Below are 15,012 nucleotides of genomic sequence, written 5' to 3'. Positions count from 1 at the left end.
ACTCACCTCTATATTTTTCAATAAATTGCTATGTTACAACTTATTTTGTTTTAATTTGTGTCGTTGTTTGAAATAAAATAATGTGATAATAACAAACCATAAAGGGGCTAAAATAACGCCAATACGTGTGCTTGGATTAATAAATAATACGCAAAATATAAACGCAAAAAAGACGATAATACTAAGCGCCATTATCTTACCACCAGGTAGTTTATAGTTACTTTGTGCATGTAATTGTGGATACTTTTTAGCATATCTATAATATGCTAAGGTGATTAACGTCCAAATTACTATATTCAATACTGTGGAAACTGTACTGATATATACAAACACTGCTGTTGCATTAGGGATAAAATAGTTTAGTAAGACCGCAATAGATAAACACGCACATGAAACAAGTAGTGCATTCATTGGTATACCTTTACGATTTGTTATACCTAACCTTTCAGGTGCTTGCTTTCTATCAGCTAAACCAAACAGCGTTCGACTATTAGAAAAGATGCCACTATTACATGCAGAAGCAGCAGCCGTTAAAACAACGAAATTTATAATACCCGCTGCAAAAGGAATGCCAATCAGCGCAAATAATCTTACAAAAGGACTGTCATTAGAATTCAACTCATTCCATGGAATAATAGAAATAATAACAGCTAACGCGCCAATGTAAAAAATTAAAATACGAAATGGTACATTATTTATTGCCTGTGGTATGGTTTTATGTGGATTTTTAGTTTCACCTGCTGTAATACCAATCAATTCAATACCTACAAATGAAAATATGGCCATCTGGAAAGACATTAAAAAACCTGAAGCTCCATTCGGAAACAGACCGCCATGACTATAAATATTACTAACACTCGCTTGACCATATGGTGTTTTTACTGCCATTACCACCATTACAATACCTACTACTATTAAAGCGATAATAGTAACTACTTTGATAATCGCAAACCAAAATTCTAATTCTCCAAACATTCGAGTACTTAGTAAGTTAAACGCTAATAATAATAAAATACAAGCTAAAGCTGTGATCCAATTAGGTATTTGTGGCACCCAAAACGACACATATTTAGCAACAGCTGTAACTTCAGCCATACCTGATACAGTCCAAGTTAACCAATATGTCCACCCAGTGATAAAACCAGCAAGTGGTCCAACATATTCATTAGTTATGTCTGCAAATGAATTAAATTTCGTGTTGGATAATAACATTTCACCCATTGCTCGCATAAACATAAATAAGATAAAGCCAACAATTATATAGGTTAACAATATAGATGGACCAGCTAAATGAATGGATTGACCTGCCCCTAAAAATAATCCTGTACCAATTGCTCCACCTATCGCAATTAACTGAATATGACGATTACTTAACTCTCTATGTAATTTTGTTTCCATTGTTTTCCCCCTTGTAACAATAGACAGATAAAATCATTATGATTTTACCTCACACTTCATACCCCTATAACTATTCTTACCTTTGAACAGTTAATATAAAATATTATTCCCTTTTTTTAATTTTTGAAAACGCCTTCATAAATTTTATTTTTAGTATTTAAAAAAGTAGTTGTTTATTTGTATTCAAACCATATTATTTATTTATTAAACATTTATTGCAATTAGTGAATAAAATGATAAATTTAAAATAATAATATAATTAACGAGGTGTTTTAATGAAAGCTATCTTAATTGGGGTTTTAGGAGCATTATTTTTTTCATTTACCTTTATATTAAATCATGTAATGTCCAATAATAGTGGCTCTTGGATGTTTAGCGCGTCATTGCGTTATATATTTATGTTTCCTTTGCTTCTTATTTTTGTCGCTATACACCAACGTCACCGTCATGTGCATCGTCATATACGCCAAAATCTTGGTGCATGGATAATATGGAGTACCTTTGGTTTCGTCTGTTTTTACGTTCCTATAACATTTGTTGCAGATTATAGTCCTGGCTGGTTGATTTCATCTACTTGGCAATTAACTATTATTTGTGGTTTATTATTAGCACCATTATTTTACGAACAAGTTAATTACCGTAATCAAACAATTTTGATACGTGAACGTATCTCGTGGCGTTCAGTAGCTATTTCCAGCATTATGATTGTCGGTGTAATTCTGGTACAAATTCCCAACGCAACTTCTATTAAATTTACGACTTTCTTATTATCAGTAGTACCTTTAGTTATTGCAGGCTTTTGTTATCCTTTAGGGAATAGAAAAATGATGGTGTTAGTAGATAATCAATTATCTACTTTTGAACGAATCTACGGTATGACATTAGTAACACTGCCTATTTGGCTTGTTATTTTTGTGCTAGGCGTCTCATCACACGGATTACCATCACCATCACAAACACTACAATCATTTATTGTAGCAATCTTTTCAGGCATAATTGCGACATTTTTATTCTTTTATGCTACTAATCTAGTGAAACATAACCAAGCAAAACTAGCTGCCGTCGAATCGACTCAAGCTATGGAAATTGTTTTCACTTTAATTGGAGAAATGTTGTTACTCGGCATCGCACTTCCAACGCCACTTAGTATTATTGGTATTATTATAATTATGTTTGGTATCATTATTTATAGTATGTCTAACGGATTAATACAAGAAAAACAAGCAGACAGCTAAATAGTGGTATTTACCTACATAAATCTCTTACATTGACAATGATTGTTGAAATAAACATAATTTAATTAACTTCTATATTCAAGGAGCGACTGTAAATGACAACTACCGAATATATAGATCCACGTATTATTAGAACTAAAAAGTTATTGATGGATGCTTTCAGAAAAATAGCCAAAGAAAAAGAATTACACACCATGACTGTGAAAGATATCACTGATGAAGCAACGGTCAATCGAGCAACATTTTATGCTCATTTTATAGATAAATACGATATTATGGATTATACTTTGTCGGAAACAATTTTGAAAAATTTAAACAGTACACTTAATGTTTCATCAGAGCTCAATCATGACACACTTTGCAATATATTTATTACGATTACAAGTTATATTCAAAGCACGCATGAAGAGTGTAAATTAAACAGTGAAGCCTATGGTAAGATAGTCGAAAAGCGTATTAAAGAAGAATTAGAAGATATCTTTTTATCTTTAATTGAACAACAACATCCTAGTGAAAGCCGTGAGACGTTAGCTACAAGTGCACGTTTTTTATCATGGGGCTTATATGGTGTTGCTCATCACTGGTTTTATACAAGTAATGAGTCACCACAAGTATATATCGAAAAATCTTTACCCTTTCTAACTCAAAAAATTCTTAAATAGTAGTCAACTACTGAACAAATATTCATAACCATCCTTCAAAGTAGATTCCTTTCATAAACTGCTTTGAAGTTTTTTTATGCTGTAGCTCAGCAAATTATGATTTTCAGCTGACGCTGTGTCACCCTGTGTGTTTGAACAATAACCTGGGAAATAACGCTTAAATCATATGACAGTATTATAAAAAGGACTGATTCCATAAATAAGTCGAAATCAGTCCTGGGTATAATTCAACTATTCAATTATCTTTTCTACATTATTGATTATGTTCATTAACAAAGTTTAAGACATCACCTGATAGTGGCACCGCATTGTTACTTTCACCTTCAACGCCGCCATAATGGATACCTATCAATTCGTTACTGCTATTGAAGACACCTGAACCAGAATTACCACCATAAGTACTCGCATCATATGTCATATCTCCATTACCATTAGACATGATTTTACCGTTACTTTCCCACATCGTTGCTAATTCTTTATCTCCAGGATAACCAGTTATTGTTACTTCAGAGCCTTCTTGGGCTTGTGTTGCATCCCCTATTGTTGCTGGCTGCACAACATCTCCTACGTGTTGGCCACTGTCATTTGGTTCAAAGTGTACCACTGCTAAATCTGCATTACCTGGATAGGGTTCAGCACTTTTTTCTTCAAATGTTCCTTGAGGATATGTAGAGGCATCTGTAGCTGCAGGTGAAAACTTCATGTTGCCATTTGATAAGTTCACAACATGTTTGTTTGTCAGCACTGTATTTTCACCTATTACTACGCCTGTAGCTATGTTTTGACCTAAATCAGCAAAGCCTATCGACTGATAATGACCACTCGTAGTATTTTCTACTTGATGTCGATCGTTATTAGGTAATATGACTTCTTGTTTATTCTCTTGATCGCCTTGGTTAATCGGATAAGAAGTAGATTGTGCCTGAGATACAAAATTTCCAGAAACAAGTGCTAATGACATTATGGTGATTGACACGATTCGTGTAATAAATTTTCTCAAAATCATAATTCCTCCTTAAAATTGACCTGCATGTTCAATTTATATTTTATTTTATTATTATTCAAACATTTGCTGGTAATCAAACTAAATTAAAAACAAATAATTTATGCTAATTTTTATCTTTTCAACGCATTTAACACTTTGTTGTTTAGACAACTTTTTATAATTCATGTCGTTTGTTTTTTTCAAGAAAGGTGCTATAATACCAATTAAACAACAGATGTTATTTAGTTAATGGTTGTTGTTTAATTTTATTAGATTGGAGGTAATGACGTGACATTAGCAGAAGAACACGAGACATTTCAGCGTACTTTTCAGCCACAGAAGTTAACGTTAGGACTAATTGTGCCATTTGACAATGCAACTCATGATGCGTATGCTTTTGCAACACAAGCACGATTAGCTAGTCTAGCTGATGATGTCGGCTTTAGTAGTTTATTTGTTAGAGACAACCCATTATATAGCCCACATCTGGGAGACGTAACGACAAATTATGACCCATTTGTCTTTTTAACGTATTTAAGTACACATACAACTAATATTGCTTTAGGTACTTCAAGTATTGTAGCAACGTTACGTCATCCTATCCATCTAGCTAAAGCAACAACATCATTAGATTTAATATCGAATGAACGGCTGTTACTAGGTATGGCTACAGGTGATAGAAAATTTGAATTTCCTGCCTTTGACATTGATAGCGACCAGTTAAGTACAACTTTTCAACAAACAATCGACTCATTACAGTCAATGTGGCAGAGTCATTCACCACACATCGATAACGATTTATTTTCCCTATATGAAGAAAGTGGATTGCAAGTGCTACCCAAACACCGACATATTCCAATGTTTGCTACTGGATATGCACAACAAACGATGACGTGGATTAAAAAGCATATGGATGGTTGGATGTTCTATCCACAAGCATTCCAACAACAAAAAGCATTACTCGCTGAATGGCATGATTCAACACACTTCAAACCATTTATGCATCCTTTAGCCATTGACTTAGATAGTAATCCTAATGCACTTTTAAAACCTATTAAAGGCGGCTATCATTTAGGACGTAATACGTTATTACAAATGTTAAAACAATATGAAAAAATAGGAACAAACCATATTATGCTTCATTTCGTTAATTATAATCGAACTTATGAAGATATGATTTTGGAAATAGGTGAACATGTTATTCCCTATTTCTTACCACATTCAATACAGGAGGAACACAAACATGGAATTATTAGATAGAATCAATGCTTTAGCAAATAAAGAAAAAGTAACTACACTAACAACTGCAGAAAAAAGCGAGCAACATCATTTAAGACAAGAATATTTGAAAATGATTAGAGGACAAGTTGTTAATACGTTTTCAACATTAAAAGTAGTAGATCCATTAGGTGAAGATGTAACACCTGATAAAGTGTATCAATTGCGCAAAGAAATGGATACGTTGGATTTATAACTACTCAAAAAAGACTGGTCTCTATGCCCAGTCTTTTTTATTACATTATTTTTCTTGCATAATTTTGTACATACTACGTTCAACACTGTTGGCGTAGATACCTCCAAATTTCAACAAATGTACCATTAATAAATAGAGCTTATAAAATTCTAAGCGTTGTTCTGCGCCAGAAGCTAAGGGCAATACTTGTTGATATGTTTCATAAAAATCCTGATTAAACGCACCAAATACCATAGTAATACCAATATCAAACTCTCTATCACCATATAATGGTGCAGGATCAAATAATGCTGGTGAACCATCTGTTAAAAACATGTGATTGCCCCCCCACAAATCACCATGCAAAAGTGATGGTTCACTGTGATGGTCTGCTAAACTTTGATTGATAATGGCTCTGACTTTGTCATATTGTTCAATATCAGTTGTTTGCCACATCCCTTTCTCTACTAACGCTGCTTTAAGTGGGTCTAAACGTTGCTTCACAAAAATATCACGCCATTGTGTAGACCAAGTATTATCAAAAGAAATATCTCCTCCTTGATACGGTAAATCAAAACCAAATTGACCATCTGGTTGTTTATTTTGATGCATTTTGGCTACTAATCTGGCCAACTCGCTTTGTTGGCCTTCCATTCCTTCTTCCAGAAAACTTAATACTAAATAAGCATCACCTGTTATTTGACCATAATCAATGACCACCGGAGCCTGAATACCAGCTGCTTCAAACTGTTTAAGTCCAGCTATTTCTGCCGCATAAAAGTCTGCACTGCTATTACGTTGTACAAGTAAAAAGTATTGTTCAGTCCTAGTATCAACTTTGTATGCCTCATTGACATCACCACCACTCATAGGTGTCACTGACTCTATATCTGTTATCTTCAACTGTTCTATCCAGTGTTTATCCATCGTACCCCAACTTTCTTTAAAATTACATATATTGATGTTCAATATGCTTTTTGGATTATCAATCTATATAAATGTATTTCACGTTTAACCTTTATTTAAATCATTACTCTATTGTAAAATAATAATAACTTTATTTATTCATCGTAATACTAACATTCTATTTTTCAACATTAATCTTAATCTATTGGAGCGTATATCATGTACAAACTACTAAAACCACTTATCTTTAACATTGATCCAGAACAAGCACATGGCATGACCATCAATGCTTTAAAATTCATCCAAAAACATACTAAATTATTAGCAGCAGTCAAAAGCTGTTTTGATTATCAACACGATTCTCTTCAGCAACACATTGCTGGTGTAAACTTTAGTAATCCTATTGGTTTAGCTGCGGGCTTTGATAAGTCATGTGAAGTCCCTAAAGTCTTAGAAATGGCCGGATTTGGTGCATTGGAATTAGGTGGCATTACACCTAAACCCCAACCTGGTAATCCTAAACCACGTATGTATCGCTTAATTGATGACCAAGCCATAATCAATCGCATGGGCTTTAATAATATTGGTATGAATAAAGCATTAAGTAACTTACGTAAATATGCGTATCACAGTCCCATTGGTATCAATATAGGCGTAAACAAAACAACACCTTATGAGGAACGCTATCAAGATTATTTAAAAGTAATTGATACTTTTAAATTTGATGCTACTTTTTTCACTGTGAATATCAGTTCACCAAACACAGCAAACTTGCAAAACTTTCACGATAAAGATGAGTTTACTGTGCTGTGTAATACATTAACAAAATTTCAAACTACACAGAACATTAAACAGCCTATTTTCATAAAACTAACGTCAGATATTTCAACATCCGAATTAGCACAAATTTTACCAATAATCGTTGATACGTTTGACGGTATCATCTTGGCTAACACTACACAACGACGTGAAGCACTTGCTTCTGTCAACCAAAAAGAAACTGGCGGTTTAAGTGGCAAACCCCTATTTGAACGTAATTTAGCATTGATTAAATGGACTTACCAACAGACGAACGGTGATTTTCCTATTATTGGCACTGGTGGCATCTTTACTGCTGATGATGTTATTCGAATGATGCGAAATGGCGCATCACTCGTGCAAATTTATAGTTCTCTTATTTTTGAAGGTCCGACACTTACTAAAAAAATGAATAAAGCTGTAGCTAACTATTTAAAGCAAAATGACTATCATAACATTCAAGAACTTGTTGGTTTAGATGCACAGTAAGCGCCCCCGTACACTTGAGATAACTCCTACCTCAAGTGTACTTTTTTTAAAGTTATTGTTATATAATTCATGAAACTATTATGCATATACAAAAAGTGGTAAAATGACTTTATATTGATACTTTTATTCTCACAAACTATTTTTACGATGCCACCTAACGTTAGTTAGCAGACCTCTCCTTTATAACTACGTAAATTTGATAAGCAGGAGTGATTTTAATGGAGATTTTAAGAAAAACTACTGAAGATAATAAACCAACATTTCATGTTCGCACAAATTTGGGCTTAATAATTAAAGTTAAAGCAGCACCTGAAATGGATGAAACAGAAATTGCTCAATTACTCGAATACGTTGCCAATGATATGGATAACAAATTAAAAAGTAACATCGAATAACTTAAGCCTCACAAGCAGAGTAACTACCCGTCAATACCACATGCCTTTTTCTATACTATTTTCCAATGTAGATAATTGTTAGATAAACTTTATATCCTGTATGATTTCAAATTTGAAACATTAGAATCTTTTTAATAGGGTATTAACAAGTAAAAGGAGGCAATGACTATGTATAATAATATTTTATTAGCATATGACTTTGACAACTCATTTACAAATGTGCCAAAAGAAATTGAAAGCTTAGCTGCAGGAAGAGACAATGTTTCTGTAACGATATACAATGTAATATCCGAAGCGGAATTACAAAGTTCGGTACGTTACAATAATAAACACTTAGAGGATATTGCCGAAGAAAAAGAGCAGCAATTACACCCATTTATCGATGAGTTAGAAGCTACCGGTGTTAATGTTAACGTAAAATTCAGTTCTGGGCCTATTAAACAAACTCTACTAAAAGAAATTAAAGATTCTGCCTATGACATTATTGTAATGAGTAATAAACGAGATAGAGCGAATTTAGGTAATGTACTTGGCAATGTCACACATAAAATTGCTAACAGCGCAGAGATACCTGTATTAATAATTAAATAACATAAAAAAACTCAATTTTTACAGATCTCCTTCCTATTAATATTGGAAGTTAGCATCTGTAATCATTGAGTTTTTCACTATCAACTAATCTTGGGCTTGAAGATACTGTTCAATCACTTGTAACACACCAGAATCATCATTCGATGGTGCACGGTATTGTGCAACTCTTGCTAACTCAGGGCTACACGATGCCATAGCATAACTGTGTGGTGTCAGTTGCAACATCTCTATGTCATTGTTAGCATCACCGAAAGCTAATAATTCATGGTTCGCTATTCCCCAGTCGTCGAGCAAAGTTTGTATTGCTTTACCTTTATTCACTGATGGTACTAGTAAATCCACGCTATCATTACCGCTTGTTACTGCTCTGACAATATCTGAATACCGTTGTTGTAAATCCTCAGTAATCGTAGTTACTAAATTTGTATCTTGAATGCGCATAGCGACTTTAATAAATGTATCATCAACTACTTCACTAAAATTATCCACAAATGTAATATTTTTATAGTATAACTGTGCATAATCTATAAAGGTTTGATTTGTGCCTTTCAGCATATATGCTGTTTTAATTCCACCTAATATAATATTTTCAATATGGTAAGTTTGTTGTAAATACTTTACTACATTATGTATATCACTATCGACAAAAGCCTCTTTAGCCAAGAGTTCGTTGTTAAAATAAGTTAATGCACCATTTTCAGCGACATACACAATTTTTTGATCTTTACCTGGGAAAAATGAACGCAATTGCTCATATTGATTTCCACTTGCAACAATAAATTTTATTTGTTGCTTTTCCATTTGTTTATATAATTGTTCAAAATAAGCCAGATCATATGTATGATCCGACTTAAAAAAAGTGCCGTCTTTATCGACTGCTATTGCTTTAATCAAGTTTAATCCCTCTTTCCTGAATTATTCAATTGCTGTCATCTCTTTAGCTCATCGCAATAACATTAAAGCGGTGGCCGTCCGGATCACTAAATAGTCCTCCATAATAACCTTCTAATTTAGTTCCTCGTTGCAACACTGTGCCATTTGCTTGGTTTACTAGCGTTAATAGGTCATCAACTTCCGCTTCCGTTGCTACTGATAGTGAAATTAAAGCTCCATCTATCTTTGGAATATTATCAAGACTCGCAGCTTTTTTAAATTGTTGCTGCTCTATTAACATAATAATTTTTCCATCTGCTGTTTCTATGCCTAACATCTTTGCTTGCATTGCTTCATTGTGTTTAATAGTAAAGCCTAGTGCTTGGTAAAATCCTTCACTCACTGATAAATCTGCTACAGCTAAATTCAACCAATTTGATGTAATATTCATAAAAACACCATCCTTTTATCACTTAAATACCCTAAAATAATCATGCAAATCGATTTTTATTACTTTGAAAATAGGGACTAAATGCACACTAAATTAACTTTTTCATGATGATTGGTTGTACCTATAGCTGAACTAAATTACTGACTATCATTCGTAATACGGGCTAAATGCTGAATTTGGCTTAAATTAACTTTTTGAATAAGTTGATTATAACTATTCATCGCAGCTACAGTTTGCTCAGCACCTTCAGCTGTCAAATATATATACATGGCACGTTGGTCTTCTACACATTCTTGTCTATAAACAAAAGCAGGAGTCATTTTTTCTAGTCTGACAATCAACCGAGACATGGCACTTTGACTTAAATCTACTACTTTAATTAAATCATTAATTTTATATTTCTTACCTTTACTGTTATAGATTTCATACAACACATAAAATTCTCTTAGACTTATATCAAATTGTTCTTTTAATACATTTTCGATCATAGTGTCGATATAACGTACGTACTTTGTAATTTCCATCCAGTTATCTATCTTTGTGCTAGCTTGCATAGTTATACCTCCTCTCTCTTAGATTACACGTGTATTTTAGTTCACATTTCTAACATCACTTGTGAATTCATATAATAATTAACTATAACATTATAATAACTTTTATTTATATTTCCAACTGCTATTGTTTTTCATTATAAGGTGCACAAGAAAATTTCACAATTTTCAGTATTGCACAACTTTAAATTTTTAAGTTATAATAACTTATATTCAATAAATGAGGTGGTTTTCTGAGTTTTTATAAATTTATACGAAATTTTACTGGTGATAATACGCCACTAGGAGAACTAGCAGATTTGGTATCTACAGATGCTGATTTTCCAATAAACGTGCAATCAAAAAGTGAAATTTTAGTATATTTTAGCACTTCGCCTTATTATAACAATAAGCATTTAGAAATTGTAAAAAGAGCCTTCTCTATTTACTTTCAAACTGCTAAATCTTAATAGGCAAATCACCATTTAAAGTCTAGAACGTTAAATTCGTTCTAGACTTTAGTTGACTGATATCAATTATTATTAAAATTTACCTATAATAAAACTACTGGCTGTAATAGATGCCAGTAGTTTTTAATATCTTTACTATTTCTTGCTTCGCCACTCTACATCATAAACAGCAAGCAATTGCTGTGTGTATGGATGTCTTTCTGCACTAAACAAATATTTTTTGTGAAAATCATCTACAATTTCGCCATCACGCATGACCACTATGCGTTCTACAGTAGCGGTAATAAACGCCATATCATGAGAAATTATAACCATTCCATGCTGAGTTTCTTCATACTAATTTAATAGTACATTGCTCATTTGTTGTTCTAGTAATACATCTAAATTTGAAGTAATTTCATCACAAATTAATATTTCAGGTTGCAACATTAATGTGCGTAAAATATTAAAGCGTTGTAATTGTCCCCCACTTAATTGATAAGGTTTTGCTTGTAATAACTCTGGGTCTAAATTCAATTGTGTCATTAAATGTTGTAACGTCAAATCAATATTACTATTAATAGATTTATAATATTTTTTAGGTTCTGCAAGTGATTGTGCCAGTGTTAAGTGGGTATTGAAACTTTCAATAGCGTGTTGAAAAATCGGCAACATCGTCAAATTATGTGCATTATACTGTCCCTTGGTTGGCAGTATTAGCCTTAGTAATATATGCGCCAGAGTCGTTTTGCCTGAACCACTTGCGAAACAATATGACTGTCGAGTTGGTATTACTTTATTAGCTACTCATGGATTAAGCATACGTGTGTTATCAAATAAAACAAATATCATTGAACATTTGTTTTCACAGGTACAGTCTTATGTAGTAGAACGAATGTTCCATCGATCTACACCATTCTTAAGAAAGTATTAAGGTGCTACTCATAAAAAGGTTCAAAGCAATTGCTTTGAACCTTTTTATTGTTTAAATTGTCTGTAATAACATAATCACACTCAAGGTCAAAATTACTAATGTTGCTAGATAAATACTTAATTTTTCAGCCTTTGTTGCTGATTTTTCTTCTTTAGAAAACAAACTAAATAACGAGCCATCTCTACCGATTAGCAATGCAATAGAATAACTAAGTAAGACAAGAGATATAATAAATAAAATAATTGCAATTATTACCATCGTTAGATTACCTCCTTGATGTTATTAATAACTAATTTATCATGGATTTATCATTCAAACGACCAATACCCCTTATATTATAGCCACAGGTTGATTTTCTCTTTATCATCATGAGATGATAGTACTTAATATAATAAATTATTTATTTTTTTAGAACGTACACATTGGAGGTATATCACATGACAGTCAATTATATTTACCGAAACACTGTTCAACCATCATGGATTGACCATAACAATCACATGCACGATGCACAATATTATGCTGTATTTAGCGATAGCGTGGTAGCATTCTTTGAAGCGATGGATTTTTCAGTTAGTCGTCGTAAGGATCAAAATATAACTATTTTTAGCTTAGAAGCTCATATAACATTTCTTAAAGAATTAGTCTTAGATGAGTCTTTTTATGTCCAACCACATATTTATGATTATGATGCTAAACGCGTTCATCTATTTTTATCTATGTACAACGCACTAGACGAACCGATTGCTACATACGAAATTATCATGATGGCTGTCAATTATCAAACACGTAAAAGCACGATCTTCCCCGAAGATATTTTAACGACTATTCAACAACAATATGAAACGCAAGCTGCTTTCACTCCACCAAAACAATTAGGTCATGTTATTCAAATACCACGAAAATAAACAAAAGAGTGAGACAGCAATCTAATGTTATTAACAAGATTGTGTCACCTCTCCAAAAGATAACTAACATTGAAAAAAGCAGGATTGACGTACATTTTCAATATAGTCATCTACCTACAATATAAAATTAGGCTGGGTTGAATCAATCATCCCCAGCCTTTTTACTTACTATACCTTTAAACTATAATACAAACTGTCTTTTACAAAAGTCGCAAATTCATCAAATGCTTTATCTCGTGATTTATTGGCGTCAATAATCATCGGCAAATTCAAGTTGAACGTCTGTGCAACTATAGTCCGTATAGCATATTCTTTGTTCACGTCTCTCATATAACCTTGATCAATCAACTTTTGCAATAATGGGGTTAATTGAGCGAGCAAATTTTCAGTAAACAAATTTATGACTATTGTTTGTAACTGTACACTAGTCAGTGCTTCATTGAGTAATACTTTAATTAACACTCTATTGTCATAAATAAATTGTGAACGATTATCGACGAACTTATCGATAAATGTTTTCAAATCATTAGTCAATGTAAGTTCTGTTTTGAACTCGGTAAGCGCTACAGGAATAACATTATTTTTTAAAATAGGTATTAATCCAGCATATAGTAGTGTTTGCTTATTTTTGAAATGTTTAAAAACTGTCCCTTCTGCAACTTGTGCATGCTGCGCAATATCTTTAGTAGTTGTTTTATCATAGCCCTGCTCGCTAAATAATATAACTGCACTTTGCAACACTCTTTTTTGACGTTCACTCAGATGTTCAAGCCGAGGCATAATTGACTCTACTATTGCTTTTAAACTGTTCATGACTATTCACCCTAAACTTTTCTATAACGTTTCATGCCTATGATATTTAATACGAGTAATATAAGGAAAAATGCTAATAATACAAGCAAATTTAAGTATACGTCTTCTAGTACAAATCCTTTAATCATGACATCTTGCATCGTTTGTCCTGCATAGTAAAGTGGCATAATATGAGCAATATAACCTAATATTTTACTCATAGATTCTATAGGAATCAGACCCGCAAACAGTACTTGTGGCACAATAACGAGTGGAATAAATTGAATCATTTGGAATTCTGATGCTGCAAATGTTGATAATAAAATACCAAAGGTTAATGCTACAAGTGCTGTAAGTATAGTTGTTAAAAGAACGACCAAAATTGATCCTTCTACTATAATATTCAGTACATATACTGCAAAAAGTACGACAATTACCGTTTGAATTATACTAAAGATACCGTAACCAATAATATAACCAAATATAATTTGACTACGCTTGATGGGTGAAGCTAGCAGTCGTTCTAATGTGCCTGATGTACGTTCTTTTAATAAACCAATGCCCGAAATTAAAAAAGTAAAGAAAAACACAAAGAATGCAATTAATATCGGATTAATCATATCAAAGTATGTTGAACTTGCTGAACCATATAAGTAATCTGTCTTCATTTCATACGGTTGTACGTTATTTTGAGAGCTTTGACTAGCATCAGTAGCTCCTGCTTGTTGCTGTACATTTGCTAATGCATCTTGCAACTCCTTCGCATTATTTTTCATTTGTGTCATGTTTTGATTAATCAACCACTTTTGATTTAGTGAAGCCAACACTCCCGACTGTGTAGGATTATCATTCGCATATGTAACATGTAGTTGATTGTCTTCAACAGTAGCAAAACCAGTTAAATCGCCCGATTTTATTTTATTAGCAATATCCTTATTATTATCATAATAGCGAATATCTATTCCTTCTTTTTCTACTGCATTAATAAATGTTTTTGGTGCCTCAGCTACACCTAACTTAACACCATTCGAATTATCCGATACGGAAAAAATATAATATAACAATGATAAAATAAGTAACGGTGCAATGATCAATAATGCAAGTGTCCGTTTATCTCTTAGTGTTTGCTTTACAATACGCTTTGCAATGTGTAATGCATTCAT

Annotated in this window: 21 protein-coding genes; 10 read left to right on the top strand and 11 right to left on the bottom strand. The window is 32.8% G+C overall.

Translation table 11 applies throughout. The features are described 5' to 3' along the window. Positions 1 to 33 precede the first annotated feature (33 nt). Positions 34 to 1,398: an amino acid permease gene (locus tag MUA37_RS01850; RefSeq protein ID WP_142019347.1), complete on the bottom strand. Its 1,365-nt coding sequence runs from the start codon at positions 1,396 to 1,398 to the stop codon at positions 34 to 36. 275 nt (positions 1,399 to 1,673) lie between these two features. Between MUA37_RS01850 and MUA37_RS01845 the strand changes: the two genes are divergently transcribed. Next, entirely contained in the window at positions 1,674 to 2,633 is a 960-nt protein-coding gene (locus MUA37_RS01845; RefSeq protein ID WP_002508817.1) for a DMT family transporter, read from the top strand. 95 nt (positions 2,634 to 2,728) lie between these two features. Continuing rightward, positions 2,729 to 3,295 carry a TetR/AcrR family transcriptional regulator gene (locus MUA37_RS01840; RefSeq protein WP_002508818.1) on the top strand — a complete coding sequence of 189 codons (567 nt, stop codon included), beginning with the start codon at positions 2,729 to 2,731 and terminating at the stop codon, positions 3,293 to 3,295. Positions 3,296 to 3,548: 253 nt separating this feature from the next. Here the strand turns inward: MUA37_RS01840 and MUA37_RS01835 are convergent, their stop codons facing one another. Further along, on the bottom strand, positions 3,549 to 4,301 hold the full coding sequence (locus tag MUA37_RS01835) for a trypsin-like serine peptidase (RefSeq protein ID WP_142019345.1): 753 nt from the start codon (positions 4,299 to 4,301) through the stop codon (positions 3,549 to 3,551). A 267-nt stretch (positions 4,302 to 4,568) separates the two neighbouring features. Between MUA37_RS01835 and MUA37_RS01830 the strand changes: the two genes are divergently transcribed. Next, on the top strand, positions 4,569 to 5,540 hold the full coding sequence (locus tag MUA37_RS01830; protein ID WP_142019344.1) for an LLM class oxidoreductase: 972 nt from the start codon (positions 4,569 to 4,571) through the stop codon (positions 5,538 to 5,540). Then, the gene (locus MUA37_RS01825) at positions 5,524 to 5,754 is read left to right on the top strand and encodes a DUF896 domain-containing protein (protein WP_002508821.1); all 231 of its coding nucleotides are present in this window, start codon (positions 5,524 to 5,526) and stop codon (positions 5,752 to 5,754) included. Before MUA37_RS01830 ends, MUA37_RS01825 begins: the two co-directional genes overlap by 17 nt. 45 nt (positions 5,755 to 5,799) lie before the next feature. Here the strand turns inward: MUA37_RS01825 and MUA37_RS01820 are convergent, their stop codons facing one another. After that, positions 5,800 to 6,660, bottom strand: coding sequence for a fructosamine kinase family protein (locus MUA37_RS01820; RefSeq protein ID WP_142019343.1), 861 nt, complete (start codon positions 6,658 to 6,660; stop codon positions 5,800 to 5,802). 198 nt (positions 6,661 to 6,858) lie between these two features. Here MUA37_RS01820 and MUA37_RS01815 point away from each other — a divergent pair, with 198 nt between their 5' ends. The 3 genes from MUA37_RS01815 (at position 6,859) to MUA37_RS01805 (ending at position 8,912) form a co-directional block, all read left to right on the top strand. Next, positions 6,859 to 7,926, top strand: coding sequence for a quinone-dependent dihydroorotate dehydrogenase (locus tag MUA37_RS01815; protein WP_262624780.1), 1,068 nt, complete (start codon positions 6,859 to 6,861; stop codon positions 7,924 to 7,926). A gap of 218 nt (positions 7,927 to 8,144) precedes the next feature. Further along, entirely contained in the window at positions 8,145 to 8,321 is a 177-nt protein-coding gene (locus MUA37_RS01810) for a hypothetical protein (protein ID WP_002508824.1), read from the top strand. Between the two features lie 168 nt (positions 8,322 to 8,489). Then, positions 8,490 to 8,912, top strand: a complete 423-nt coding sequence (locus MUA37_RS01805; RefSeq protein WP_262624779.1) for a universal stress protein — start codon at positions 8,490 to 8,492, stop codon at positions 8,910 to 8,912. An 84-nt stretch (positions 8,913 to 8,996) separates the two neighbouring features. Here the strand turns inward: MUA37_RS01805 and MUA37_RS01800 are convergent, their stop codons facing one another. The 3 genes from MUA37_RS01800 to MUA37_RS01790 all read right to left on the bottom strand — a co-directional run bounded on the left by MUA37_RS01800 (position 8,997) and on the right by MUA37_RS01790 (position 10,790). Continuing rightward, complete coding sequence (locus MUA37_RS01800) at positions 8,997 to 9,806, bottom strand: Cof-type HAD-IIB family hydrolase (protein WP_262624778.1); 810 nt, start codon at positions 9,804 to 9,806, stop codon at positions 8,997 to 8,999. A gap of 43 nt (positions 9,807 to 9,849) precedes the next feature. Beyond that, positions 9,850 to 10,236, bottom strand: coding sequence for a VOC family protein (locus tag MUA37_RS01795; RefSeq protein ID WP_103388194.1), 387 nt, complete (start codon positions 10,234 to 10,236; stop codon positions 9,850 to 9,852). Between the two features lie 137 nt (positions 10,237 to 10,373). Continuing rightward, positions 10,374 to 10,790: a transcriptional regulator, SarA/Rot family gene (locus MUA37_RS01790; RefSeq protein WP_002508828.1), complete on the bottom strand. Its 417-nt coding sequence runs from the start codon at positions 10,788 to 10,790 to the stop codon at positions 10,374 to 10,376. Positions 10,791 to 11,020: 230 nt separating this feature from the next. On the opposite strand from MUA37_RS01790, the gene MUA37_RS01785 reads away from it, so the two are divergent. Continuing rightward, positions 11,021 to 11,236 (top strand): sterile alpha motif-like domain-containing protein, encoded by a 216-nt coding sequence (locus MUA37_RS01785; RefSeq protein WP_262624921.1) that lies wholly within the window; start codon positions 11,021 to 11,023, stop codon positions 11,234 to 11,236. 135 nt (positions 11,237 to 11,371) lie between these two features. Here the strand turns inward: MUA37_RS01785 and MUA37_RS01780 are convergent, their stop codons facing one another. Both MUA37_RS01780 and MUA37_RS01775 read right to left on the bottom strand, forming a co-directional pair. Continuing rightward, positions 11,372 to 11,551 carry a hypothetical protein gene (locus MUA37_RS01780; RefSeq protein ID WP_135024606.1) on the bottom strand — a complete coding sequence of 60 codons (180 nt, stop codon included), beginning with the start codon at positions 11,549 to 11,551 and terminating at the stop codon, positions 11,372 to 11,374. A gap of 21 nt (positions 11,552 to 11,572) precedes the next feature. After that, a complete protein-coding gene (locus tag MUA37_RS01775) occupies positions 11,573 to 11,929 on the bottom strand; it encodes an ATP-binding cassette domain-containing protein (protein WP_262624920.1) in 357 nt (118 codons plus the stop codon). A gap of 34 nt (positions 11,930 to 11,963) precedes the next feature. Between MUA37_RS01775 and MUA37_RS01770 the strand changes: the two genes are divergently transcribed. Further along, positions 11,964 to 12,149, top strand: a complete 186-nt coding sequence (locus tag MUA37_RS01770; protein ID WP_133173731.1) for a hypothetical protein — start codon at positions 11,964 to 11,966, stop codon at positions 12,147 to 12,149. 51 nt (positions 12,150 to 12,200) lie between these two features. On the opposite strand, the gene MUA37_RS01765 is transcribed toward MUA37_RS01770, so the two are convergent. Then, a complete protein-coding gene (locus MUA37_RS01765) occupies positions 12,201 to 12,407 on the bottom strand; it encodes a hypothetical protein (protein ID WP_002508830.1) in 207 nt (68 codons plus the stop codon). 179 nt (positions 12,408 to 12,586) lie between these two features. Here MUA37_RS01765 and MUA37_RS01760 point away from each other — a divergent pair, with 179 nt between their 5' ends. Then, positions 12,587 to 13,057, top strand: coding sequence for a thioesterase family protein (locus tag MUA37_RS01760; protein ID WP_002508831.1), 471 nt, complete (start codon positions 12,587 to 12,589; stop codon positions 13,055 to 13,057). A gap of 168 nt (positions 13,058 to 13,225) precedes the next feature. Here MUA37_RS01760 and MUA37_RS01755 read toward each other — a convergent pair whose 3' ends face one another. Further along, on the bottom strand, positions 13,226 to 13,870 hold the full coding sequence (locus tag MUA37_RS01755) for a TetR/AcrR family transcriptional regulator (RefSeq protein WP_021459633.1): 645 nt from the start codon (positions 13,868 to 13,870) through the stop codon (positions 13,226 to 13,228). An 11-nt stretch (positions 13,871 to 13,881) separates the two neighbouring features. Further along, positions 13,882 to 15,012, bottom strand: a complete 1,131-nt coding sequence (locus tag MUA37_RS01750; RefSeq protein WP_021459634.1) for an ABC transporter permease — start codon at positions 15,010 to 15,012, stop codon at positions 13,882 to 13,884.

Source organism: Staphylococcus arlettae (assembly GCF_025560845.1).
In the GTDB taxonomy this organism is placed as follows: Bacteria; Bacillota; Bacilli; order Staphylococcales; family Staphylococcaceae; genus Staphylococcus; species Staphylococcus arlettae.
The sequence above is the reverse complement of the archived record's forward strand: the minus strand, read 5'-3'. Positions and strand labels throughout refer to the sequence as shown.

Bases quoted from the DNA above. Each gene is read 5' to 3' on its own strand.
- MUA37_RS01790 (WP_002508828.1), bottom strand. From the start codon at position 10,790: ATGCAAGCTAGCACAAAGATAGATAACTGGATGGAAATTACAAAGTAC.
- MUA37_RS01820 (WP_142019343.1), bottom strand. From the start codon at position 6,660: ATGGATAAACACTGGATAGAACAGTTGAAGATAACAGATATAGAGTCA.
- MUA37_RS01765 (WP_002508830.1), bottom strand. From the start codon at position 12,407: ATGGTAATAATTGCAATTATTTTATTTATTATATCTCTTGTCTTACTT.
- MUA37_RS01810 (WP_002508824.1), top strand. From the start codon at position 8,145: ATGGAGATTTTAAGAAAAACTACTGAAGATAATAAACCAACATTTCAT.
- MUA37_RS01760 (WP_002508831.1), top strand. From the start codon at position 12,587: ATGACAGTCAATTATATTTACCGAAACACTGTTCAACCATCATGGATT.
- MUA37_RS01835 (WP_142019345.1), bottom strand. From the start codon at position 4,301: ATGATTTTGAGAAAATTTATTACACGAATCGTGTCAATCACCATAATG.
- MUA37_RS01825 (WP_002508821.1), top strand. From the start codon at position 5,524: ATGGAATTATTAGATAGAATCAATGCTTTAGCAAATAAAGAAAAAGTA.
- MUA37_RS01850 (WP_142019347.1), bottom strand. From the start codon at position 1,398: ATGGAAACAAAATTACATAGAGAGTTAAGTAATCGTCATATTCAGTTA.
- MUA37_RS01750 (WP_021459634.1), bottom strand. From the start codon at position 15,012: ATGAATGCATTACACATTGCAAAGCGTATTGTAAAGCAAACACTAAGA.
- MUA37_RS01805 (WP_262624779.1), top strand. From the start codon at position 8,490: ATGTATAATAATATTTTATTAGCATATGACTTTGACAACTCATTTACA.
- MUA37_RS01815 (WP_262624780.1), top strand. From the start codon at position 6,859: ATGTACAAACTACTAAAACCACTTATCTTTAACATTGATCCAGAACAA.
- MUA37_RS01840 (WP_002508818.1), top strand. From the start codon at position 2,729: ATGACAACTACCGAATATATAGATCCACGTATTATTAGAACTAAAAAG.
- MUA37_RS01845 (WP_002508817.1), top strand. From the start codon at position 1,674: ATGAAAGCTATCTTAATTGGGGTTTTAGGAGCATTATTTTTTTCATTT.
- MUA37_RS01755 (WP_021459633.1), bottom strand. From the start codon at position 13,870: ATGAACAGTTTAAAAGCAATAGTAGAGTCAATTATGCCTCGGCTTGAA.
- MUA37_RS01780 (WP_135024606.1), bottom strand. From the start codon at position 11,551: ATGGTTATAATTTCTCATGATATGGCGTTTATTACCGCTACTGTAGAA.
- MUA37_RS01795 (WP_103388194.1), bottom strand. From the start codon at position 10,236: ATGAATATTACATCAAATTGGTTGAATTTAGCTGTAGCAGATTTATCA.